The sequence below is a fragment of the Streptomyces sp. NEAU-sy36 genome, assembly GCF_013423905.1.
Taxonomy (GTDB): domain Bacteria; phylum Actinomycetota; class Actinomycetes; order Streptomycetales; family Streptomycetaceae; genus Streptomyces; species Streptomyces misionensis.
Genome location: NZ_CP058977.1, coordinates 5330965 through 5355724 on the forward strand (window position 1 = coordinate 5330965; position 24760 = coordinate 5355724).

2 protein-coding genes are annotated in these 24760 nt (G+C 73.1%); both read right to left on the reverse strand.

Going from position 1 to position 24760, the window contains the following annotated elements; genetic code table 11:
* Positions 1–11 precede the first annotated feature (11 nt).
* Complete coding sequence (gene fabD, locus HZZ00_RS23500) at positions 12–3242, reverse strand: ACP S-malonyltransferase (RefSeq protein WP_306856112.1); 3231 nt, start codon at positions 3240–3242, stop codon at positions 12–14.
* Between the two features lie 8 nt (positions 3243–3250).
* A complete protein-coding gene (locus tag HZZ00_RS23505; protein ID WP_180328310.1) occupies positions 3251–24760 on the reverse strand; it encodes a non-ribosomal peptide synthetase/type I polyketide synthase in 21510 nt (7169 codons plus the stop codon).

Sequence of the window (24760 nt, forward strand, 5' to 3'; positions counted from 1 at the left end):
GATTCCTGGAGTCACTTGCCGTCGTGGTACGAGGTCTGCTGGAGGCTCCGCAGCCGGGTGGTGAGGAGAGCGGCCGCGCCTTCCATGAGGGTGTCGGAGATGCTCTCGACCGTGCGGTTGCGCCAAAGGCGCAGCTCGGTGCCGGCGACAGCATGGTTGAACGCCCCCATGGCCGGCCCGCAGTGGATGAGGTGGTCCACCGCGGACGCGCGGTCTCCGGTCACCGCCAGCCGGAGTCCGCGGGCGAAGTACTCGCGAAACAGCGCGGCCATGTCCGCCTTGGGGTCCCGGCCTGCTGCCACGAGTGGGGGCCGCTCGCCACCGAGGTACCGCTCGAGCACCTGGGTCCGGGTGGTCTGGTCGATCTCGGCGAACGAGTTGTGCCGGTGCCAAAGATCGTACAGTCGGGCGGCGCGGGCGGGGAAGAACTGGCCGAGCTTCAGATAGCTCGCCTGTACTCCGTGTTCGAACTGCTCACCCCACGGGGCGAGGGCGACGTCGTACTCGCGCGCCTCCTGCAGGAGGTCTTTCACCGGGTCGCTGGTGGCTGCCTCCACCGAGCACTGGTTGACCGATCCGGTGAGCACGAAGTCGGCGCCGAGCACAAAGGCCGCGGCAGCCGCCTCCGGGCTGCCGATTCCCCCAGCGCAGCCGACGTGCACCGGGGGCTGACCGGGCAGCGCGGTCGCGTCCCTCAGCCGGAGCACCTGCGGAAGCACCGTCAGCGGCTCCGCGGTGCCGTGCAGCCAGCCGCCGTTCCCCTCGACGCACAGGTCGTCCGCCATCGGGCGGTACCGCGCCGCCTCGGCCTCCTGCGGCGTCACCGCTCCGGCCGCGAGCAACCGCGAGACGACGCTCTGCGGCGGCGGTGCCAGGAACTCGGCGGCGGTGTCGGTCCTGGACACCTTGGCCAGGATCCGGCCCCCCTTGAGCCGGAACCGGACCAGGTCCTCGGTGATCATGGGGAAGCCGGAGGCCTCGACCAGCTCGACGCCGTGGCTGAGCAACAGGTCGACCAGGGCGGCCTCCGCCTCGGGGGCACCGTGCCGGTAGAGCAGGTTGACCCCGAAGGCGCCTCCGAGTCCAAGATCGCTGCAGAGGGTGCGCAGTTGGCGGTCCACCTCGTCCAGCGGGAGCCCGCCGACGCCGAGGAATCCGAGCAGTCCGGCCTTTGCCGCGGAGCGCAGCAGCGTCTCGCCGCTGACCCCGCCGTACATCGAGCCGATCAGGTAGGACCGGCGAAGGCCGTACCGCTCACGGAACGTGGCGGCGCCGAGCGAGTCGGCACTGAGCAGCTGAGCGGCGACCGTGGCGACCGTCGGCGCGGCCGCCGGAGGCGGCGCGGCGGACGGCGCGGCGGACGGCGCGGTGGACGGCTCGGCGGCCGGGCTCGCCGCGAGAGGTCCGGTGGTCGCCCTGATGCGCTGGACCAGCTTGCTGAGCACCTGGCCGGGGCCGAGCTCGACGAACTCGAAGTCCCCGTGCGCCATCAGCTTGCGCACGGTCTCGGTCCAGCGGACCGGAGCGGCGATCTGCGCCACCAGCCGGTCTTTGACCGTGCCGGGCGGATACGGCTCGGCGTCAACGTTGGCGATCACCGGGATCCGCGGCGGGCTCAGCGTGAACCCGTCAAGGTAGGCGGCGAACTCCCGGGCCGTGTCGCGCATATAGCGCGAGTGCAGCGGCGCGCTGACGTGGAGCCGGACCGCCCGCGCGCCGATGGCCTCGAAAGCGGTACAGGCCGCCTCGATCTGCTCGGGCGGGCCGGAGACGACGAACTGGTCCATGGCGTTGTAGTTGGCCAGGTCCAGGCCGGCGAAGTCGGGCCCGGCGAGCATCCGCGTGACGGTCTCCTCGTCGGGGCCGATGATCGCGGCCATCGCACCGCCACCGGCCGCGGCCATCAACCGGCCGCGCTGCCGCACCAGCCGCAGCCCGGTCTGGAAGTCGAAGACGCCGGCCGCGAACAGTGCCGCGTACTCGCCGAGGCTGTGCCCGACGAGGTAGTCAGGCGGCACCGGATCCTGGGCGATCCGGTCCAGGTAGCTCAGCGCGCCGACCACGTAGAGGGCGGGCTGGGTGAACTCGGTCTGGCCGAGCCGGCGCTGCGGATCGCGAACGCACAACTCCTCGATCGAGTAGCCGAGCACCCGGTCCGCCGTCGCGGTGTGTTCCGGGAACCGCTTGAACAGCTCCCGGCCCATCCCGCGCCGTTGCGATCCCTGCCCGGGGAATCCGTAGACCTTCATGCCGGGTTCCTTTCTCGGCCGCACCCGGGCGGCACGTCGCCGGGCGCTCTCGAAGAGCCTGACGTCCCGTTCGAATGGGCTGAGCAGCGGCAGCGACTCCCAATCGCCGTCGTCCGGGAGGATGTTGCGGACGAAGTTGTGCAGGCTGCCCGAGGGCCCGAGGTCGAGGTAGCAGAAGTCACCCCGGTCCCGCAGGTGGGCCATGGCCCGCTCGAAGTCGATCGGCTGACGGGCGACCCGGTGGAAGTGCTCGGCCGTCACCTCTGCCACCGGCCGCCCGTCCACACAGGACACCCATGGGATCCGCGGCGGCTTCAGCGTCACGCCGTCGAACGCACTGCGGCATTCCTCCAGCACCTGGTCGACCAGGTGGGAATGGAAGCCGTACTCGACCGGCAGGCGCAGGTGCACCACGTCGGCGGCGAGCAGGGCCGACTCGGCCCGGCTGAGCGCCTCCTCGGTGCCTGCGACGACGAAGTTGCCCGGATAGTTGCGGGCCGCGAGCTCGCACTCGCGCAACTCGGGCACCAGCTCCAGCGTCTCGAGCCCGGCCAGCACTGCCAGCATCCCGCCACGTGGGCCGGCGCGGAGCGCGTCGGCCTGCCGTGCCAGCAGCCGCAGGCAGTCGTACGGGTCGAGGCTGCCCGACACGACGGCCGCCGTGTACTCGCCAAGGCTGGAGCCGAGGACGTAGTCGGGTTCGACGCCCTTCGCCCGCAGGGCCTCGGCCAGGGCCAGCTCGATCATGACGATTCCCGGGTGGGTGATCCGGGTGTCGACCAGGGGGTGTCTGCGCTGCTTGGTCGGATCGAATATGCGCGCGAGCACCGACTCGCCGAGTTCCTCGGTGACCGCCGTGTCGTAGCGCCGCAGGGCCGTGCGGAACACCTCGTCGGCCTCGTACAGCTCCTGGCCCATCCCGTAGTACTGCGAGCCCTGCCCGGAGAACATGAACACGACGGGCAGGGATCCGGCCGGGGTTGAAGACGACACCGGCCCGCTCATCGGTAGGAGTCCCAGAACAGGCCCCCGGCCGCAGCCGCGGGTTCAACGGTTCCTCGGATGACGGTCCTCCGGTTCAACTCGGGTTCGGGCAGCGGCTCTCTGACCCGGCCCTGGCGGGCCGGTGCGGGAGCGAGCAGCAGATGGGCGTTGGTGCCGCCGTCGGCGAAGCAGTTGATCGCGGCGAGGCCGGCGTTCTCGGGCCACGGCTGCGGCTCTCGCGGAAAGTACAGCGGTGAGGCAGCGAGGTCGAAGTGCGCGAGCGGAACCTGCCCGGAGCGGAAAGGCACCTGCTCTTGGTGGTCCAGCATCAGGACCACCTTGATGAACGCGGCCATCCCCTCCGCGGCCAACGGGTGGCCGATGTTCGGCTTGATCGAGCCCAGTGCGAGCGGCTGGGCGGAGCGGGTCCGGTAGACCGCCTGCACCGACTTGAGCTCCAGCAGGTCGGTGACGGTCGAGCCGGAGCCGTTGGCCTCCAGCCAGCCGACTTCGTCCGGGCGGTGGCCACTGGCCGCCAGCGCCTCGGTCATGACGTCCTTGTGCGCCTGCGGGTTGGGCGTGGCCGGGCCCGCGGTCCGGCCGTCGTTGTTGGTCGCGACGGACTTGAGCACGGCGAGCACCCGGTCTCCGTCGGCCTCGGCCCTGGCCAGTGGCTTCAGCAGGACCACACCCACGCCCTCGCCGAGGATCAGCCCGGCTGCCCGCTGGTCGAACAGGTGGAACTCGGCGCCCGGGTTGAGCAGGCCGCGCAGGCCGAAGACCTCGTAGGGCCGGTCGGTGCCGAGCAGGCTCACCCCGGCGACCACGGCCGACTCGACGGCACCCGTGCGCAGCGCCTGGACGGCCATCTCCATCGCCACCAGGGCGGAGGAGCAGGCGGTGTCGACCACCACGCTCGGGCCTCGGAAGTCGAAGAACTGCGAGATGTTGGCGGACAGGTAGTTCTGGCCGGTGGCCACCACCGGGTTCTTGGCCTTGGCCGTCAGTGCCCCGTCCGGTACCTGGACCGTCCGGCCGCCGACGTAGACACCTATCCGACGGCCCTTGAGCTCGGTCGGCCGGTAGCCGGCGTGGTGCACCGCCCGGTTGACCTCCTCGAGCAGCAGCAGCGCCTGCGGGTCCATGGCCTCGACGTCCGCCTCGGACAGCAGGAACGACTCGGCGTCGAAGCGGAGCACCTCGTCCAGCAGTCCGGCGTGATAGCCCACTGGGCGCCCGAAGCGCCCGTCGGGGATCGGCCGCAGCGCCGAACCGCCGCGCCGCAGCAGCTCCCAGTACTCGCTCGGCGACCCGGCGTCGGGGAACCTGCAGGACAGGCCGACCACCGCGATGTCGTCGCCGGTGCCGCCCGGCTGCGGCACCGGCGGTGCGACGGGGGCCGTCCCGACCTCGTCCGGGGCCGGCCGGGTGTCCGACGTGGCGCCGTCCGGCGTGGCGGGCCCGAAGGCCACGAGCAGTTCCTCCCCGTGTTCGTCGGCGAGGTACCGCGCGAACTCGTCTGCGGTCGGGTGCTCCAGCAGCGCCGACGGGTCGACCGACACGCCGAGCAGTTTTCCGGTGTTCTGGATCAGTTGGCTGACCAGGATCGAGTCGATGCCGTAGTCCTGGACCGGCACGTCGCCGGTCAACTTCGCGCGGTCGAAATGGAGTTCCTCCGCCATCCGGTCGAGCAGCCACGACGCCGCCGCGTCGATGGCGCTGCCGAGGGCGCCGGGTCGGGCCGCCACGGCCGGGCCCGCATCGGCGGCCGCCGGTACGGCGGGGTCCGTCGCGTCAGCCGTCACAGCGGCCGCCGACGGCATGGAATCGAGCCGGCGGTCCGTCAACCGCTCGGGCCGCCAGTCGGCGTCCGGCCGGGGCAGCGCGGGCAGGACGACCCGGGCACCGCTCGCCAGCGCCCGCTCCAGCAGCTCCAGGCCCTGCTGGTCGGTGAGCGCGGCCAGCCCGGACGCCTGGTAGGCGGCAGTGCGCGCCTCCCCCATCCCGGTGTCCTTCCAGCTCGGCCACTCCACGCTGACCAGCGGCAGCCCGTTCGGCCGTGCCTCTGCCACGGCGTCCAGGTAGGCGTTGGCCATCGCGTAGTCGCTCTGCCCGACCGCGAGCGCCGGAACCGCGGCGGCCACCGACGAGTACAGCACGAACAGGCTCAACGGCTCGTCCTGGAAGCACTCCACAAGCGCGTCGAGACCGAGGACCTTAGGGCCGATCACCCGGTCCATGCCTGCCCGCGGCTTCCGTATGAACGCGGGATTCTCGAAGTCGGTGAACCCGGCGCTGTGGACCACCGCGCCGACCGGGCCCAGCCTGCGCCTGACGTCGGCCAGGGTCTTGGCCAGCGCGTCCTTGTCCTCCAACGCCACGGCGAGGACCTCCAGTTCGATCCCCTGGTCCGCCAACTCGGCGATCGGGCGCAGCTTGCGGCCGAGGGGCGTGTCCGCGGCGATGTGCGTGGCCCACTCCTTTCGGGGCGGCAGCTCTTCGCGACCGGTGAGGACGACCTTGCGCACTCCGTGCCGAGCGACGAAATGACGGGCCGTCAGGAGCCCGATGCCACGCGTGCCGCCGGTCACCCAGAGCACGTGGCCGGCCGGGAACCGCGGCGCGGCGGACGGGCCGTCCGGCAGCTCGCGCAGCTCTGCCCGGTGCCGGACACCGTCGCGGTAGGCGATCTCGGCCGGCTCGTCCGTACTGCCGAGTTCGTCGGCCACCCAGCGGCACAGCTGCTCGTCCGGGACGTGCCACTCGACGCTCACGTGGCGCGAGCGCAGGTGGCGGTACTCGCTCTGGAGCATCCGGTACAGGCCCACCCGGGCCGCGCCGCCGAGGCCGACCGAGCCGCCGGCGTCAGACGCCGCGCTGCGGGAGACCAGCAGGGCGCAGAGCCCGCGCCTGCCCCGGTCGACCAGGTGCTGCAGCCAGCTCAGCCAGTCGGGCAGCAGGTCGTGCGCGGGGGGCATCACCGGGTCGGCGCAGCCGGCCAGGTCGACCACGGCGTCGAACCGGTCCCAGCGGGTGCCGGGGTCGGCAAGGTCGGCGGTGAGCCGGGCCGCGTCGAGCACCTCGGCGGACGGCAGCACGGCGGCGAGCCGGGCGGCGAGGGCCTCGGTGCCGGGCGCCGTGAGCACGGCGGTGCGGCCCGGCAGGGCCGCGCGCCCGGCGGGCTCGGCGGTGGCCCACTGCTTGGTCAGCAGCACGCCCCGCGGACCGCGGTCCGCGTCCAGGGCGGCCAGCTCGGCATCGGCGGCGGCCAGCCAGACCCGCTCGCCGTCGAACGGGTAGCCGGGCAGCGCCACCCGGGCGGGGCGCACCCGGTTGTGCAGGGCCGACCAGTCGACCTGCCGGCCCGTGGTCCAGGCGGCGGCGAACGCCGCCGGGTCGGCCGGCACCCCGTCGCCCGGGAGCGGCTTGCGCGGGTCGACCACCCCGGTCCAGCTGCCGGCCGGCGCCCCGCCTGCGGCGAACTCGTCCAGCCGGCCGGCCAGCTCGGTGAGGTCGTGGAAGAGCACCGCGAAGCGGTGCGCCATGGCCTCGCGCCCCCATTGCAGGGTCCAGGCGACCTGTTGCGGAGCCGCCCCCGCCCCCTCGGCGCGCAGGTGCGCCGCGAGGCGACGCGCCTGGGTGGCAAGCCGGCCGCCGTCCCGGGCGGAGAGCACCGCCAGTTGCGGACCTCCCGGGACGGCCATGGACGTCTGCCGCGGCTCACCCATGTACTCCTGGAGGATGACATGGGCGTTGGTGCCGCCCGCGCCGAAGGAGCTCACTCCGGCGGTCCTGGGCAGCGGTGTGCCGTCCGCGCTCAGGCGCCGCCGCCACGGCGCCAGCTCCCGCTGGACCTCGAACGGCGTCGCCGTGAAGTCGATGTTCGGGTTCAGCCGGTCCGCGTGCAGCGTTGGGGCCAGCTCGCCGTGGCGCATCTGCAGCAGCACCTTGGTGACCGCCGCGATCCCGGCCGCCGACTCGGCGTGTCCGATGTTGGACTTGACCGAGCCGATCGGAAGCCGCTGCGGCAGGTCGTCCTGGAAGGCGCGCAGCATGCCGGTGATCTCGACCGGGTCACCGAGTGCGGTGCCGGTGCCGTGCGCCTCGATGTAGTCGAGGTCGCCCGGGCGCATCCCGGCACGGTCGAGCGCGGCCCGCACGAGGTCGCCCTGCGCCTTGGGATTGGGCACGTTGAACCCCCGCCCCGTTCCGCCGTGGTTGACCGCCGAGGCCTTGACCACGGCCAGGATCCGGTCACCGTCGGCGAGTGCCGCGTCGAGGCGCTTGAGCAGGACCGCTCCGGACCCCTCGGCCGGCACGTAGCCGGTGCCGCCCTCGCCGAAGCTGCGGCACCGCCCGTCCTCGGCGAGGAACCCGCGCCAGGCCAGTTGCAGGTACTTGGCCGGGTGGCTGGTGATGTTGACCCCGCCGGCAACCGCCACGTCGCAGTCACCGTTGCGGATGGCCAGGCATGCCTGGTGGATGGTGACCAGTGCCGAGGAACACATGGAGTCCACGCCCACACTGGGGCCGGTGAAGTCGAAGAAGTACGACACGCGGTTGGCCACCGAAGCAAACGAGGAGTGCGGGGGCAGGCCCTCGCCGCGCAGCGCCCCCTGGACTCCGTACAGCTGGTACTGGCCGTACATCATGCCGACGAACACACCGGTGCGAGAGCCGCGCAGCTGCTCACGGGTGTAGCCGGCGTCCTCCAGGAGGTGCCAGGTGGTCTCCAGGAACACCCGCTCCTGGGGGTCCGTGTGCTCGGCCTCGATCTGCGACATCCGGAAGAACAGCGGGTCGAAGCGGTCGGCGCCACGGATGAAGCCGCCCCACTTGCCGTACGTCCGGCCGGTCGCCGACTTGTCCGGGTCATAGAACCTTTCGTGGTTCCACCGATCGGCCGGCACCTCCTCGATGCTGTCCCGGCCGGCCCGCAAGTTGCGCCAGAACTCGTCCACGTCGTCGGCCTGCGGGTAGCGGCCCGCGACTCCGATGATGGCGATGTCGCCGCTGTCACCGGCGGCCAACGCCGGTTCGGCGGTGGCAGGGGCGACGGCAGCGGCAGGCTCGTCCTCGGCGTGGGCCGGGGGTTCGGCTCCGGCTTCGGGTTCGGTGAACGCGTCGGGGTACTCCGCGACCAGGTACTCCGCCAGTTCGCTGACCGTCACGTACTCGAACAGCAGCGTCTTGGACAGCGGGCCGAAGCGCTCCTCTAGCCGCCGGGTCGCGCTGAGCGTGATCAGTGAGTCCAGGCCGTAGTTGTCGAACGACTCCGTGAGGGCGATCTCCTCCTCGGGGAGCTTCAGCTCCTCCGCCATCAGCTTGAGCACCAGCTGCTCGGCCTGGGCACGCGCGTCAGGCCGGACTCGTGGCGCGGCGGCCTGCCGGGCGGCGGCCGGGCGCTCCGGTTCGAGCGGCGCCGCGTTGAGCGCGCCGAGGATCCGGACCGGGTCGCCGGGGGCGAGCAGCAGCCGCGGCGCGGTACCGGCCAGCGCGCGCTCGAGCGCGTCCAGCGCCGGTCGGGTCCGCAGCGGGCGGATGCCGAGCTCGCGGGTCATGTACTCGGTTCCGGCGGCGTCCGTCCGCATGGCGCCGTCGGCCCAGACCGGCCAGGCCGCGGCGAGGGTGCGGCCCTGCCGTGCTCCGCGGCGGCGCTGCTGTTCCCGCCGGTCCGCGAAGTGGTCGAGGAAGGCGTTGGCGAAGGCGTAATCGGTTTGGCCGACGTTCCCGAAGGCCGCCGCCGCGGAGGACAGCAGCACGAAGTAGTCCAGCGGATCGTCGCGTGTCGCCTCGTCCAGCAGCACCGTCCCGTGCACCTTGGCGGCGAGCACCGCGGCCGCGTCCGTGCGGTCCTTGCGGTGCAGCAGGCCGTCCCTGAGCACTCCCGCGGCGTGCAGCACCCCACTCACCGCGCCGTGGACCCGGCGGGCCTCGGCGAGCAGCGCCCGCACCGCTTCCGGGTCGGCCACGTCGGCCTGCACCACACGGGCCCCGATGGCCTCGATCCGGGCCCGGGCCGCCGGGTCGGGAGCGGTCCTGGAGGCCAGTACGATCCCGCCACGGCCGATCCCGGCGGCGCGCCGGACGGCGGCGATGTGTTCCGCGAACAGCAGGCCGAGCGCGCCGGTGCCACCGGTGATCACGTGGGCTCCGGAGCCGTTGAACACCGACTCGCCGGCGGGCGGCAGGCTCACCCGGCGCCACACCCGGCGGCTCCTCGCCCCGCCGTCGGTCCGCACCTCGGGCTCGCCCTGGACGCCCAGTTCGGCGGCCACCGCGTCGGCGAGCGAGCCACCCGCGACAGCCAGCACGGAGAAGTCGATCGACGGGTGCTCCCTGCGCACCGAGTGGGCGAAGGCGGCCATCGCCGGGTGGGCCGGCGAGTCGGCCGGGTCGTGGTGCGCGTACAGGTAGCGAAGCGGACCGCGCCGCTCCCGCTGCCATGCCTGCAGGAAGGCCATGGCCGCGTAGAAGCCGTGCTCGACCTCGCTGCCGGGCTCACCGTGCTCACCGGCCAGGTGCACCACGTGGTGGACCGGTTGCAGCCCTTCGGCCCGAACCGCGGCCGCCGGGTCGAACCCGGCACCGAGCTCGATGCGCCGGGTGACCGCGCCCCCGGCCGCCAGGGAGGCGCTCACCGCGGCCCCCTGGGAACCGGCGTCAAGGATCAGCACGGCCGCGACCGGCACACGCCGGGTGGCGGCGGCCGGCTCCCAGGTCGGTTCGAAGGCGGCCACCGCGTCCTCGACCGACGTGGCCCGGGCGGGCACTGCACGGAGCGTGAAACCGTCGATGGCGACGACGACCTTGCCGCTGGGGTCCAGCAGTGCCACGTCGAAGCAGAGGGTGCCGGGAGCGGCCGGGCGCGTCGAGACGGTGGCGTAGGCGTGTACCCGCTCCGGCAGTTCGGCGTAGCGCCGGACCGAGCCGAGCGCGAACGGCAGGTACGGCACCGGGTCGCTCGGGTCCTGCGCTCCGGGCGCGAGCCGGGAAGCGGTCTGCAGGGCCGCGTCGAGCAGCGAGGGGTGGAAGGCGTAGTCACTTGCGTCGGCGACCCGCTCCGCGGGGAGTCGGAGGTCCGCCAGCACCTCGTGCTCCCCGACGACGAGTTGCTCGATCACCTGGAAGCTCGGACCGTAGTCGAAGCCGAGCCGGGAGAAGACTTCGTAGCAGTCGGCGCCGCTGTGCGCCTGCGGGCAGCGCGCGCGCACGCCGGCCAGGTCGACCGGCGCGGGGCGTCCGTCCGCCGCGCCGAACAGCAGGGTGCCGTGGGCGTGCGGTGACGCTCCGGCGTCCTCGGTCCGCACCTCGAAGGACGCCCTGTCGCGGTCGCCGGTGATCCCGACCGTCAGACGGTGTTCGCCCCCGGTCGCGGGGAGCCGCACCGGGGCCGCCCAGATCAGCCCCTCGACGCCGTGGACCCGTTCCCCGAAGGCCAGTTCACCGGCGAGCCGGGCCATTTCCAGGTACGCCACCCCGGCCAGCACCGGCTCGCCGCCGACGACGTGTTCCCGCAGGAAGAACTCGGCCCCGGTGAGGGTCTTGGCGAAGGCCGGCGCCCCGGCGCCGGAGACCTCGGTGTCCAGCAGGGTCGGGTGCAGCCGGGCGGGCGCTTCGGGGGCCGGAGCGACCCAGTGCCTGGTACGGGCGAACGGGTAACCGGGCAGGTGCACCCGGCGCCGCTGCGCGCCCCGGTGCAGCGGCGCCCAGTCGACGTCGGCGCCGGCCAGCCACTGCTGTGCGGTCTCGGCCAGGTCGCCTGCCGGAACGGCCGCCTGCACGGTGCGACGCTTGGCCGCCGTCCCGACGTGGACGGCCGACGGGCGGCCGGCGAGGTGCTCGGCGAGCTCGGTCCGCAGCCTCGCGGTGCTGTCCGCCCGCACCGCGAGCCGATAGGTCATCGGCTCCCGGCCGACCTGCAGGGTGTACGCGAGGTCGCCCGGCGGCACGTCCTGCTCCGCCAGGTGCTCGGCGAGCCGTCCGGCGGCCTGCCGCAGCGCCTCGGGACTGCGCGCGGAGAGCACGAACAACTGCTCCGCCGTGGCCTCCTCACGGGTGTCCGGCATGGTCGGCTCCTCCAGTACGACGTGTGCGTTGGCTCCGCCGAAGCCGAAGGAGCTGACTCCGGCCCGGCGCGGCAGGTCGTTCCCGGCGGCATCGCGTGCCTGCGGCCAGGGCCGGGTGGTGGTGGCGATCTCGAACGGGCCGCCGTCGAGTTCCAGATAGGGGTTCGGCTCCCGCACGTGCAGGCTGGCCGGGATGGTGGCGTGCCGTATCGCGAGCACCGTCTTGAGCAGCCCGGCGATGCCGGCGGCGGCCTCCAGGTGGCCGATGTTCGTCTTGACGGACCCGATGGCACAGCCGGGCGCCGCCTGCGTCCCGCGCTCGGCGCGCAGTCGGCGGAAGGCAGTGCTCAGGCCGATGGTCTCGATCGGATCGCCCAGCGCGGTGCCGGTGCCGTGCGCCTCGATGTAGCCGACGCTCTCCGGCGGCACGTCCGCGGCCTGGTAGGCCTCGACCAGCAGGTCAGCCTGGGCGTCCGGGTTGGGCGCGGTGAGCGAGGTGCTCCGGCCTCCGTGGTTGACCACGGCCGCCCTGATCACCGCGTGCACGGCGTCGCCGTCGCGGCGGGCCCGATCGTCCGGCTTGAGCAGCACCACGCCGACGCCCTCGCCCCGGACGTATCCGTCGGCCCGGCTGTCGAAGGCCTTGCAGCGTCCGTCGGGGCTGAGCATCTCGCCCTGGCTGAGCAGTTCGTGCACGCTCGGTGACAGGATCAGGTTGACCCCGCCCGCGATCGCCAGGTCGCAGGTGCCGTCGCGCAGTGCGGCGTACGCCTGGTGGACGGCGACGAGCGAGCCGGAGCAGGCCGTGTCCACCGCCATGCTGGGGCCGCGCAGGTCAAGCAGGTAGGAGATCCGGTTCGGGATGATCGAGAGTGCCGCGCCGGTGGCGCTGTGGGCTCCGGGGGCGTGCCCGGCAGTCCGCTGGACCTCCAGGTACTCGCTGTTGGCGACTCCGACGAACACCCCGACGCGCTTGCCGGCCAGCTCGGACGGACGGTAACCGGCGTCCTCGACGGCCGACCACACCGCCTCCAGCAGCAGCCGCTGTTGCGGGTCCATCAGTTCGGCCTCGCGCGGCGATATCCCGAAGAAGGCGGCGTCGAAGCGGTCCAGGTCGGGGATGAAGCCGCCCCAGCGGGAGTTCGGTCGGTCCCGCCAGTCCCAGCGCTCCGCGGGCACCTCTCCCACCAGGTCGTCCCCGGCGGCCAGGTGGCTCCAGAACTCCTTGAGGTCGGCCGAGCCCGGCAGCCGGCCGGCCATGCCGATGATCGCGGCTCCGCCACCGCCGCCGCCACGGCCCTCCGGCTCGCTCGGTGTCTCGGCGGGTCGACGCACGGCGACGGGCGCCGCGGTGGCGCTCGCCGCCGTGGCTGTACCGAACCGGGCGGCCAGTTCGGCCGAGTGGTGCTCCCACAGGTGCCGGGCCAGCCCGGACAGGGTGCCCCGGCGGTAGAACAGCGTCGGGTACACGGTGATGTCGTAGGACTTGCGCAGTTCGGCGCTGAGCGCGGTGAAGGTCACCGAGTTCATGCCCAGGTCGCCGAGCTGGGTGTGCGCGTCGATGCCTTCCGGTTCCACCCCGGCCAACCGGCCCACCATCGCGGCCAGTTCGGCGATCAGAGCCTCGTCGCGGCCGCCGGGGGTGGACAGGTTGTCACGTTCTTCGGCCTTGTTCGCGCCGAAGCGGGCCCGGAGTTCGGTCGGCGCCATCGTGGCCAGCGCGGTCCGGTCGACCTTTTCGTTGAGCGTGCGCGGAAAACCGGTCACCTCTAGCAGCACATCCGGGATCATGTGGTCCGGCAGCCAGGCCGCCAGTCGTTCCCGAGTGGGCTCGGTGGCTCCCTCGGCGAGCACGTAGCAGGCCAGCAGCGAGCGGTCCCCGCCGCCTTGGCCGCGGGCCACCACGACGGCCTCGCGGACGCCGTCCAGCCGTCGCAGGGTGGACTCGATCTCCTCCAGTTCCACCCGGAAGCCACGCACCTTCACCTGGGAGTCGATCCTGCCCAGGTAGGCAATGCGGCCGTCGGGCAGCCGGCGGACCAGGTCACCCGTCCGGTACATCCGCGCGCCGGGCTCGGTGGCGAACGGGTCGGTCAGGAAGCGCTCGGCGGTCAGCTCGGGGCGGCCCAGGTATCCGTCGGCCACGCCGTCGCCGCCGATGTACAGCTCACCGGCCACGCCGGTCGGGACCGGCCTGTGTTCGCTGTCGAGGACATGCAGCACGGTGTTGGCGATCGGGTTTCCGATCGTCACCCGCTCGCCGCGGCGCAGCCGGCTCGCCGCCGACCAGATGGTGGTCTCGGTGGGGCCGTAGAGGTTCCAGACCTCGCGGTTGCCCGCGAGCAGCGCCTGGGCGGTGTCGTCGGCCAGGGCCTCACCGCCGCAGAGCACCGTGAGTCCGGGGTTCCCCTGCCAGCCGGCGGCGAGCAGCATGCTCCAGGTCGCCGGGGTCGCCTGCATCACCGTGGCCGAGCTGCGCTCCACCGCCTCCCGCAGCCGCAGCCCGTCCTGGGCGACCTCTGTCGGCAGGAGCTCCACGGTGCCGCCGCTGATCAGCGGCAGGTAGAGCTCCAGACCGGAGATGTCGAAGCAGACCGTGGTGAGCGCGAGGAGCGTGTCCCGAGGTCCGAACCCGGGCTGACGGGCCATCGACCAGAGGAAGTTGGTCAGGGCACGGTGCGGGACCCTGACGCCCTTGGGGCGCCCGGTCGACCCGGAGGTGTAGATCACGTAAGCGGTGTCCGACGGCCCGGCCGGGCCGGGCGAGGGAGCCGCGGGTGGCTGCACGTCCCGGTCCACGAGCAGTCGGGCCACCGCACCGCTCCACGGGGCCTCGACGGCGGAGTGCGTGAGCATGAGGTGCAGCCCGGCGTCCTCGGCCATGTAGGCGAGCCGCTGCGCCGGGTAAGTCGGGTCGAGCGGGACGTAGCTGCCGCCGGCCGCCTGGACGGCCAGTAGCGCGACCGGCAGGTCGGCGTCGCGCGGCAGCAGGACACCCACCGTCCGGCCCCGGCCGACGCCGGCGGCGGTCAGCCGGGCGGCGAGGCGCTCCACCCGCTCCTTCAGCTGAAGGTAGGTCAGTTCCGTTTCGCCGTACCTGACCGCCACCGCTGCGGGACGTGCCTCGGCCTGGTCGCGCACCAGCTCCCAGACCAGGGTGTCGCTCGGGTAGTCGGCGCGGCCTGCCCGGGTGAGCAGCGCGCGCTCGCCGTCGGTCAGCAGACCCAGGTCGCCGACCGAAGTGTCAGGGGCGCCGACGGCGGAGGCCACCAAGGTGGCGAAGTGTTCCCCGAGGCGTTCCACGGTGGCGGCGTCGAACAGGTCGGGGTTGTACTTCAGTGTGTACCGGCAGCCTTCGGGCTCGTCGACCAGGTCGAGGGTCAGGTCGAACTCGCCCTCCTGGTGGATGCCTTCGACCCGGTCCCCGACCACGCCGTCGTCCTGCAGGTCGCGGGCCCAGTTGTGGAAGTAGAAGGCGACGTTGAACAGTGCGCCGGTGGCGCCGGGGGTCTCCCGCCGCAGTTCCTCGGCGAGGTCGATCAGCGGGTAGGCAGAGTGCTCCAGCGCTTCCAGGACCATCCGGTGGATCCGCCCCAGGAGGCCGCGGAACGACTCCTGGCCGTCGACCTGTTCGGCCAGCACGACCATGTTCATGAAATAGCCGAGCACGTCGTCGTAGCCCTCGGCCGGGCGACCGGCCGTCGGCGTGCCGACAGCGATCTCCCCCTGGTCGCTGTAGCGGTGCAGCAGCGCGAAGTAGCCCGCCAGCAGGACGCTCGACAGCGAGGTCCGCGCCGCGGTGGCCAGGGCACGGGCCCGGTCCGTCACCGCGGCCGGCAGGCGTCCGCCCACGCTCGCGCCCCGGAAGGTGGGCACGGGCGGGCGCGGGCGGTCCAGCGGCAGCGGAATGGCGGTCTGACGGCCCCGCAGGCGCCCGACCCAGTACTCACGCAGTCGCTCCGCCCCGGGCCCGGCAAGCAGGTCCCGCTGCCAGGCGGTGAAGTCGCCGAAGGTGCGGGCGGGCCGGTCGGCCGGCAGCGGGCGGCCCTCCCGGAGGGCCCGGTAGCCGCGGTTCACGTCGGCCAGCAGCAAGGGGATGGAGAGGCCGTCGAGCACCATGTGATGCACGTTCAGGTGCAGGGCCTGACGGCCGTCGCCGAGGGTGTACAGCGTCGCACGCAGCAGCGGGCCCCTGGCGAGGTCGAACGGCTCCTCGCGCTCCGCGTGGATCCGGTCGCGCAGGTCGCTCTCCGCGACGGAGGTCAGGAAGACCTGCTTGAACGGGAGTTCGGGTTCGGCCGCGATCCGGATAAACGGCTCCTGCTCGTCGGCCGAGACGGTCGCGCGGAGTTCGTCGTGCCGGTCGAGCAGGTCCTGCAGGACCACCCGCAGGGTGAGGACGCAGACGTCCGGGTCCAGCCAGAAGGCGAGCGGCAGGTTGTAGGCGTGGTTGCCGGGAGCGATCTGCTCGATCACCCACAGCGCGTGCTGCCCCCGGGACATCGGGTGGGTGCTCTGCTCCAGAGCCCGGCGCGGACGCAGGACCAGGGCGGCCTCCGGGGGTACCGGGACCGGGCCGGACACGTCGGCACCGACGGCGGCAGGGGCGGCGGTGACGGGTCGCCCGGCGACGGGCGCCTCGGCGGCCGGGGCGAGTGGTGCGGGAGCGGACGGCTCGGGCACGACGGGCGCGACCGCCGCGGCCCCGGACTCGACGGCCTCTGTTTCGGCGGCCTCTGTTTCGGCGGCTTCGGACTCGACGGTTTCGGCCAGCCATCGGGCGGCCAGATGTGCCGACAGCTCACGCAGCGTCGGACGCGCGAAGAACTCGTCGAGCGGCACGGCGACGCCGAAGGCATCGCCCACCACCGACACGATCTTCATCCCGCTCAGCGAATCGAAGCCGTAGTCCGCCAAGGGCCGATCGGGATCGATCCGCTCATCCAGCTTCAGCACCCGCTCCACCAGCTCCCGCAGCCGCTCCCCCACCGCATCGGCGGCTTCCGGCCGGAGAGCGGCCGTCACGGCCCGGGCTGCGGAGGCGGGAGCGGCTGCGGGTGGTGCCACGGCCCGCGCCGCGTCGCCGTTCCCCGCGACCAGCACGTGCTGACCGAGCTCGGCCGACCCGGCGCCCAGTGCCCTGACCTCCGTGTAGCCCTCCTCTTCGAGCATCGTGGTCCAGCTCGCCGGCGTGGCCAGCGGCGACCGCGGGATCCGCACCTCGCCGTCCTGGAAGGCCCACCAGCCCTCCATCACGCCGCCGCCCAGCGTCAGGTACGGACGGATGGCGGTCAGCTCGTTGAGCACCAGCAGCCCGCCCGGCTTGAGCAGGGCCCTGAGCCTGCGCAGCGTGAGCCGCAGGTCCTTGGTGGCGTGCACCACGTTGGTGCCGAGCACCACGTCCGCCGAGCCCGGCGCGAACCCCTGCTCGGGCAGTTCGCGTTCCAGGTTGAGCAGTTGGAACCGGACGAACGGGTACTGCTCGGAGAACCGGTCACGGCCGTGATCCAGGAAGCGCGGCGACACGTCGGTGAAAGTGAAACCGACCCGGCCCGGGTGCTCGGCCAGGACCGGCAGGACCCACTCGGTGGTGGCGCCGGTACCGGCGCCCACCTCCACCAGCTGGATCGTCTCCTCCTGCGCCGGCCGGGACAGCCTGGCCTCCAGGTGACGGCGGACGTTGTCCGCCACCATCTGGTTGAAGTAATCGGTGAGCGGGTTCCCGCGGTAGAGGTCCCGCACCAGCTGCATCGAGGAGTCGGGGAACATGACCTCGGTGCCGATCACCTCGCCACGCAGCAACTGCGGATACAGCCGCAGGAACTCCCGATTGAGGGTGACCGTGGGCTCGACCTCCGGGTAGGCGGCCGCGATCCGGTCGAACTCGGCTTCCCACTGGTCCGCGGCAGGATCCGCGGTTGCGCCGACGGTGACCAGGTCGCCATGGCGGGTCAGGTGCCCGGCTTCGGCCAGCAGGTCGAGGATCGCCTCGTGCAGCCGCCGGAACTTGTCCCGGATGCGCAGAGTCCCACGCAGTTCCTCACTGCGGTGCCGCTCGCCCGGACGGTGGAAGACGCCCATCCGCCGGTACACGCCGAGCAGTCCGGTCACCGAGGCCGCGTCCAGTGCCCGGTACCCGGCGAGCACCCGGGCGACGGCGGGGTCGGCGCCCGGGCCGTCCTGTGGCCGGGGTGCAGTGACCGCCGGTGCCCGCTCGGCGGCCGACGGCTCCGGGATCCACAGGCGCTTCCGGGCGAAGGGGTAGCCCGGCAGCTCGATCCTGCGGGCGGCCGAAGAGGTGATCCGGGACCAGTCGATCTCGGCTCCGGCCACCCAGTGCCGGGCCACCTCCGCGAGGTCGCGCCGGGCCAGCGCCTGTTCCAGGGCCGCAGCGGCGTCCCCGGCTGCCCCCGCCGCGGTGCGGGAGTGGTGGCCGGTGGCGACCCGGCCGTCGGCACCGCCCGCCACGTACGCCTCAAGCAGCTCGGCGGCCTCGGGCACCGAGGCGGCGGACAGGGCAAGCCGGAACTCGTGCGCGGTGCGACCCGATTGCAGCGTGTGAACGACATCGACGAGGCGCACCGAGCACTCCTCGGACCGGTCCGCACCCGGCGGTCGGATGCCGGCCACCGCCTCGGCCACCGCACCGATGGTGTCGGCGGCCAGCGCGGCCGGCGGCAGCCCCACCCCCAGCTCCTCGGCCAGCCGCGCGTGGAAGTGGGAGCGTTCGGCGATGCCGAAGCCGCAGTCGACGAGGTCGGTCGCCGGTGTCAGGGACTGCGGCGCCACACCGGCCAGCTCGGCGACCAGCCGCAGGCACCGGTTCTGGGAGTCCACCAGTGCATCCGCCGCCGACTCGGGGCGCCGCGACATGCTCCGGCGCAGGAAGGCCGCAAGGTCCGCCGCGTAGGCGCGCAGCCGGTCCTCGGTCCTGGCGGAGAGCACCAGCAGTTGCTCCCCGGCGGGCCCGTCCGGCTCCGGCGCACCGACCGGCAGGTACTCCTCCACCACCACGCAGGCGTTGGCGCCGCCCGCGCCGAACGAGCTGACCAGCGCGCGCCTCGGCAGTTCCCCCTCGGGGCCCGACTGCCTCTCCCAGGGTTCCAGCGTCTGCTGGATCTCGAAGGGCGTACCGGTGAAGTCGATCTCCGGGTTGCGCTGCGCCGAGTGCAGCGACGGGGCCAGCATCCCGTGCCGGAGCTGCAGCAGCACCTTGGTCAGGCCCGCGATCCCGGCCGCCGATTCGAGATGACCGATGTTGGTCTTGACCGAGCCGACCGCGACGAGCGGCCGCCGGCCGCGCTGTACCGGATCGCTCGGCTCGCCGAAGGCCCTGGTCAGCCCCGCGATCTCGATCGGGTCGCCGAGCAGGGTGCCGGTGCCGTGCGCCTCCACGTAGCCGATGGTCTGCGCCTCGACCTTGGCGCCGTCGAGTGCCCCGCGGATCACCTCGCTCTGCGCGAGCGGGCTCGGCACGGTGTAACCGCCCGTGTTGCCGCTGGAGTTGATCGCCGAGCCGCGGATCACGCCGAGGATCCGGTCGCCGTCGGCGACCGCCGCCGACAGCGGCTTGAGCAGGACGGCGCCGACGCCCTCGCCGTCGACGAAGCCGTCCGCGCCGGTGCCGAACGCCTTGAGCCGGTCGTCGTGCGCCAGCATGCCGGCCTGGGCCAGCCCGCGCAGGTGCTTGGGGTGCAGGATCAGGTTCACCCCGCCGGCGATCGCGGCGGCGCACTCCCCTGCCCGGATGCTCTGGCAGGCCAGGTGGATCGCGGTCAGCGAGGCCGAGCACGCGGTGTCCACCGCCAGGCTCGGCCCGGTGAAGTCGAAGGAATAGGACACCCGGTTGGCGACCGACCAGTGGCGCGAGTGGGCCTCGGTCGGGACGCCGAGCGCGTTCGCCTCGCCGCCCATCCACTCGTAGTCGTTGCTCATCACGCCGGCGAAGACGCCGACCGGGCCTTGGGCGGCGAGCACGGCCGCCGGATATCCGGCGTCGTCCAGGGTGGCCGCCGCGGTCTCCAGGAACAGGCGCTCCTGAGGGTCCATCGCTTCGGCCTCGGCGGGCGAGATGTGGAAGAAGAGCGGATCGAACTTGTCGACGTCGTCGAGGAACCCGGCCCACTTGCTGTACGAACCGTGGGTCCCGGTCGGGTCGTAGTGCGCGTCCGCGTCCCAGCGGTCGGCCGGGACCTCCCGGATGCAGTGCCGTCCCTCGGCCAGGTTCTGCCACAGCTCGCCGACCGTGGGGGCCAGCGGATAGCGCCCGGCGACGCCGATCACGGCGATCCGGTCGACCCCGCTCTCCTCGGTCTCCTCGGCCGTGGTCCCGGTGTCGGCCGCGGCCGCCACCGCTTCATCGCCGGCAAGCCGGCTGCCGAGGAAGCGGGCCACGGCATTGGGGGTGCGGTGCTCGAAGATCAGGGTCGCGGGCAGCCGCACCTTGGTGCGCGCGCTGAGCTTGTTCCGCAGTTCGAGCGCCGTCAGCGACGTGAAGCCCAGACGCTGGAAGTCGGCGTCGAGGTCGATGTCGCCGACCGAGTCGTGTTTGAGGGCCGCCGCGGCCTCCCGCAGCACCAGGTCGCGCAGGGCTCGCTCCCGCTCGGCCGCCGGCAGCCCGCGCAGCCCTGTACCGCCGTCGGCGGCGGGGCCGACGGCCGCCGGACCGGCGGGGGCCACGCGCGGCCGGTGCCGCCGGGCCGGAGCCACTTGGCGGAACAGCGGCGGCAGCGCACCCACCGTGCGGTCCACCGCGGCGAGGTCCAGCCGGACGGGCAGCAGGTGGGCCCGGTCCCCGGTGACCGCGGTGTCCAAGAGGGCCAGGCCCTCCTCAGTGGTCAGCGGACCCACCCCGGCACCGGCCAGCCGTGCCAGGTCGGCCTGGTCGAGCCGACCAGTCAGGGCGCTGCGCTCGGCCCACAAGCCCCAGCCGAGCGACACCGCCGGAAGGCCGAGACCGTGGCGGTGCTGCGCCAAGGCGTCCAGGAAGGCGTTGGCTGCGGCGTAGTTGCCCTGCCCGGCGGTGCCCAGCGTGGCGGCCACCGAGGAGAAGAGCACGAAGGCCGACAGGTCGAGGTCGCGGGTCAGCTCATGCAGGTGCCAGGCGCCGTCGGCCTTCGCCGCCAGCACGGCCCGCAGCCGCTGCGGCGTCAGGGAGCCGAACACCCCGTCGTCCAGCGCGCCGGCGGCATGCAGGACGGCCCGCAGAGGGCGGTCCCGCGGGATCGCCGCGAGCACCTCGGCCAGCGCGGCGCGGGCGCTGACGTCGCAGGCCACCGAGGTCGCCGTCGCGCCGAGCTCGGTCAGCTCCTCAGCGAGCGCGGGGGCTCCGCCGCGGCTGAGCAGCAGCAGGTCGCGGACGCCGTGCTCGGTCACCAGGTGGCGGGCCACCAGCGCGCCCAGAGTGCCCGACGCTCCGGTGACGAGCACCGTACCGTCGGTGGGGAAAACCGGTGCCTCGGGTGCCGCGGGCGGGGCCACACGCACCAGCCGCGGCACCCGCAGCTCACCGCCGCGCACCGCGATCTGCGGCTCACCGCAGGCCAGCACCTGCGGCAGCAGCCGTGCGAGGTCGTCCGGGTCGTCGGTGTCGACCAGGACGATACGGTCCGGATTCTCCGTCTGTGCCGACCGCACCAGGCCCCAGACCGCGGCGGCGGCCGGATCCAGTGGCGCCTCGCTCTCAGCTCCGGTCGCCACGGCCTGGCGGGTTGCCACCACCAGGCGCACATCGCCGGTCTCCGCGTCGGCGAGCCGCTCCTGCAGGTCCGCGAGCACGGCGGCGGTCACCGTCTGGACGGCGCCGGGCAGTTCGCCCTCGGTCGGCGGGCAGCGCAGCACCGTGGCGCTCGCGGCCCCAGCGGTCGGGGAGTCGGACCGCGCGGGCACCCAGTCCAGCGCCAAAAGCGAACCGTCACCCGGGGCGCCGAGCAGCGCGGTGCCGAGCGGACGCAGCGTCAGCGAGCCGATCGACAGCAGGTCGTGGCCGGTGGCGTCGGCGATCCGCACCGCGACCGAGCCGTCCGCCCGCGGGGTGATCCGCGCCCGCAGGCCGGTCACCCGCGCCGCCGCGTCCGGATCCAGCCAGTGCACGTCACTCCATGAGAACGGCAGCGCCGGCTCGCTCGTCACGTCCAGCGCGTGCAGGGCCGCGTCGAGCAGCGCGGGGCGAACCGGCACGGGCAGCGAGACCTCGGCGAACAGCTCGCCGCCGTGCCGCCACAGTGCCCGCAGACCCCGGAAGCCTGGCCCGTACTCCAGGCCGCACGCGGTGCGCTCCTCGTACCAGGAGGCCAGGTCCACCGCCTCGGCGCCCGGTGGCGGCCACGCCGCCAGATCCGGCGCGGTCACGTCCGGTGCCGGGCCCCCGGCCACGTCGATGAGCGTCCCGGTCGCGTGCAGCCGCCAGTCGGCCTCGGCGGTTCGGGCGTGCAGCCGCAGCGCGCGGTAGCCGCGGTCGTCGGCCGGGTCCACCATCAGCTGGATCTCGACCTCGCCCTGCTCGGGCACCACCACGGGAGCCAGCAGGGTGAGTTCGTCCACCGCGTCGCCGGCCTGCAGTGCCATCTCCAGCAGCGCCGTCCCCGGCACCACGACGCTGCCGCGCACCTGGTGGTCGGCCAGCCATGGATGGGTCCGCAGCGACAGCCTGCCCGTCACCACCGTCGGCCCGTCGCCCGCCAGTTCGACGGCGGCGCCGAGCAATGGCTGCTGGGTCCGGAGCCAGTAGGGCTTCGTCTGGAAGGCGTAGGTGGGCAGCCCCACCGTGCGGGCGCCGGTGCCATCGAAGAGCCGCGGCCAGTCCACCTGGAACCCGTGTACGTGCAACTCGGCTACGGACGTCACGAATTCGCGCCTGGCGTCCTTGTTGCGGCGCAGCGAGCCGACTACCACGGCGGGCCGGTCGGCGGCCTCCGCGGCCTCCGCGATGCCGACCCGCAGCACGGGGTGGGCGCTGCACTCGACGAAGACTCGGTGCCCGTCGGCCAGCAGGTCCTTGATCACGGATTCGAAGCGGACGGTGTTGCGCAGGTTCCGGTACCAGTAGTCGCCGTCGAGCCCGGCGGTGTCCAGGACTTCGCCTGTGAGCGTCGAGTGGAAGGGCACCGAGCCGGAGCGCGGGCTGATCCCGGCCAGGTCGCGCAGGATCCGCTCGCGGATCCGTTCGACCGACGCCGAGTGCGAGGCGTAGTCCACCGGTACGCGCCGGGCCCCGATCGCCGCGCCCTCGCAGTACGCCAGCAACTCTTCCAGCGCGGTGTTCTCACCGGCGACCACGGTCGACTGGGGCCCGTTGAGGGCGGCGATCGAGATCCGTTCGCTCCACGTCTCCAGCAGGGTGCGGGTCCGGTCCGGAGGCAGGGCCAGGGAGACCATGCCGCCGTCACCGGCGATCTCCAGCAGCGCCTGCGAGCGCAGCGCCACCACCCGGGCGCCGTCCTCGAGTGACAGCCCGCCGGCCGCGCAGGCGGCGGCGATCTCGCCCTGGGAGTGGCCCACCACGGCGGAGGGCACCAGGCCGAGCGAGCGCCACACCTCGGCCAGGGACACCATGACCGCCCAGAGCGCGGGCTGCACCACGTCCACCCGCTTCAACGCTTCCTCGTCGTCGAGCACCTCCCGCAGCGACCAGTCGACCAGGCCGCTCAGCGCCTGCTCGCATTCCTCCAGCCGTGCGGCGAAGACGGGGGAGGACTCGCGCATGCCACGGGCCATCCCGGCCCACTGCGAGCCCTGGCCGGGGAAGACCCAGACCACGCCGGATCCGCCGACGGCCGTACCCTGCGACTCCACCAGGTTCGACGACGGCTCACCCGCCGTCAGGGCCGCCAGTCCCTCAAGCAGTTCGGCACGGTCGCCGGCGACCACCGCACCGCGGTACTCCAGTGCCGACCGGGTGGTCACCGAGGCGAAGCCGAGGTCCATCAAGCTCGCCTCGGGCCGGGACTCCACCCACTCCAGCAGTCGGGCCGCCTGGGCCCGCAGTGCCTCCTCGGACGCACCCGACAACACCACCGGCACCACGGACGACCCCACCGGCTCGACCGGCTCCGCCTCGTCCGCCTCGTCCGCCTCGGCCACCTCGTCCGCCTGCTCCAAAATCACATGCGCATTGGTCCCGCTGGCCCCGAAAGCGGAGACGCCGGCCCGGCGCGGCCGACCGGGGCGCGGCCACTCCCGCGCCTCCGTCAACAACTCCACCGCCCCCGACGACCAGTCCACATGACGCGACGGCCGATCCACATGAAGCGTCCGCGGCAGCACCCCCTGCCGCAATGCCATCACCATCTTGATCACACCCGCGACACCCGCCGCCGCCTGCGCATGACCGATGTTCGACTTCAACGACCCCAGCCACAGCGGCTCCACCCGACCCTGGCCATAAGTCGCCAGCAGCGCCCGCGCCTCGATCGGATCACCCAGCGCGGTGCCGGTGCCATGCGCCTCCACCGCGTCCACATCCGCACCCGACAACCCTGCCGACGCCAACGCGTCACGGATCACCCGCTCCTGCGACGGCCCGTTCGGGGCCGTCAGCCCGCTGGAGGCGCCGTCCTGGTTGATCGCCGAACCACGCACCACCGCCAGCACTCGATGCCCATTGCGCCGCGCGTCCGACAGACGCTCCAGCACGAGCACCCCCACCCCCTCGGACCACCCGGTGCCGTTAGCCGCATCCGCGAAAGCCTTGCACCGACCGTCCGGCGAGACCGCGCGCTGACGGGAGAACTCCACGAAGGTGGTCGGCGTGGACATCACCGCCACCCCGCCCGCCAACGCCAGCTCGCACTCCCCGGAACGCAGCGACTGCGCCGCCAGATGCAAGGACACCAGCGAGGACGAACACGCCGTGTCCACCGTCACCGCCGGACCCTCGAACCCGAACGTGTAGGCCACCCGACCCGACGCCACGCTGGGCAGACTGCCGATCAGCAACTGGCCCTCGTAGTCACCCGTGTCCTGCCCAAGACGTGACGCGTAGTCGCTGTACATCACGCCGGAGAAGACTCCGGTGCGGCTGCCGCGCAGGGTGGACGGGGCGATGCCCGCGCGCTCCAGCGCCTCCCAGGACGCCTGGAGCAGCAGCCGCTGCTGCGGGTCGGTCGCCGCCGCCTCGCGTGGCGACATCCCGAAGAATCCCGCGTCGAACTCCGCCGCGTCGTACAGGAACCCGCCGTGGCGCGTGTAGCTCGTACCGGTCTGTTCCGGGTCGGGGTCGTAGAGCCCTTCGATGTCCCACCCGCGATCCGTCGGGAACTCGGACACCGCGTCCACGCCGTCGACCGCCAGCCGGAACAGTTCCTCGGGCGATGTGACACCGCCCGGGTAGCGGCAGGCCATGCCCACGATCGCAACCGGATCCGGGGTCGCCGACTCCGCTTCCGCCAGCTTGTGGCGAGTCTGACGCAGTTCGGCGGTGACCCGCTTCAGGTAGTCGAGCAGCTTGTCGTCGCTCAT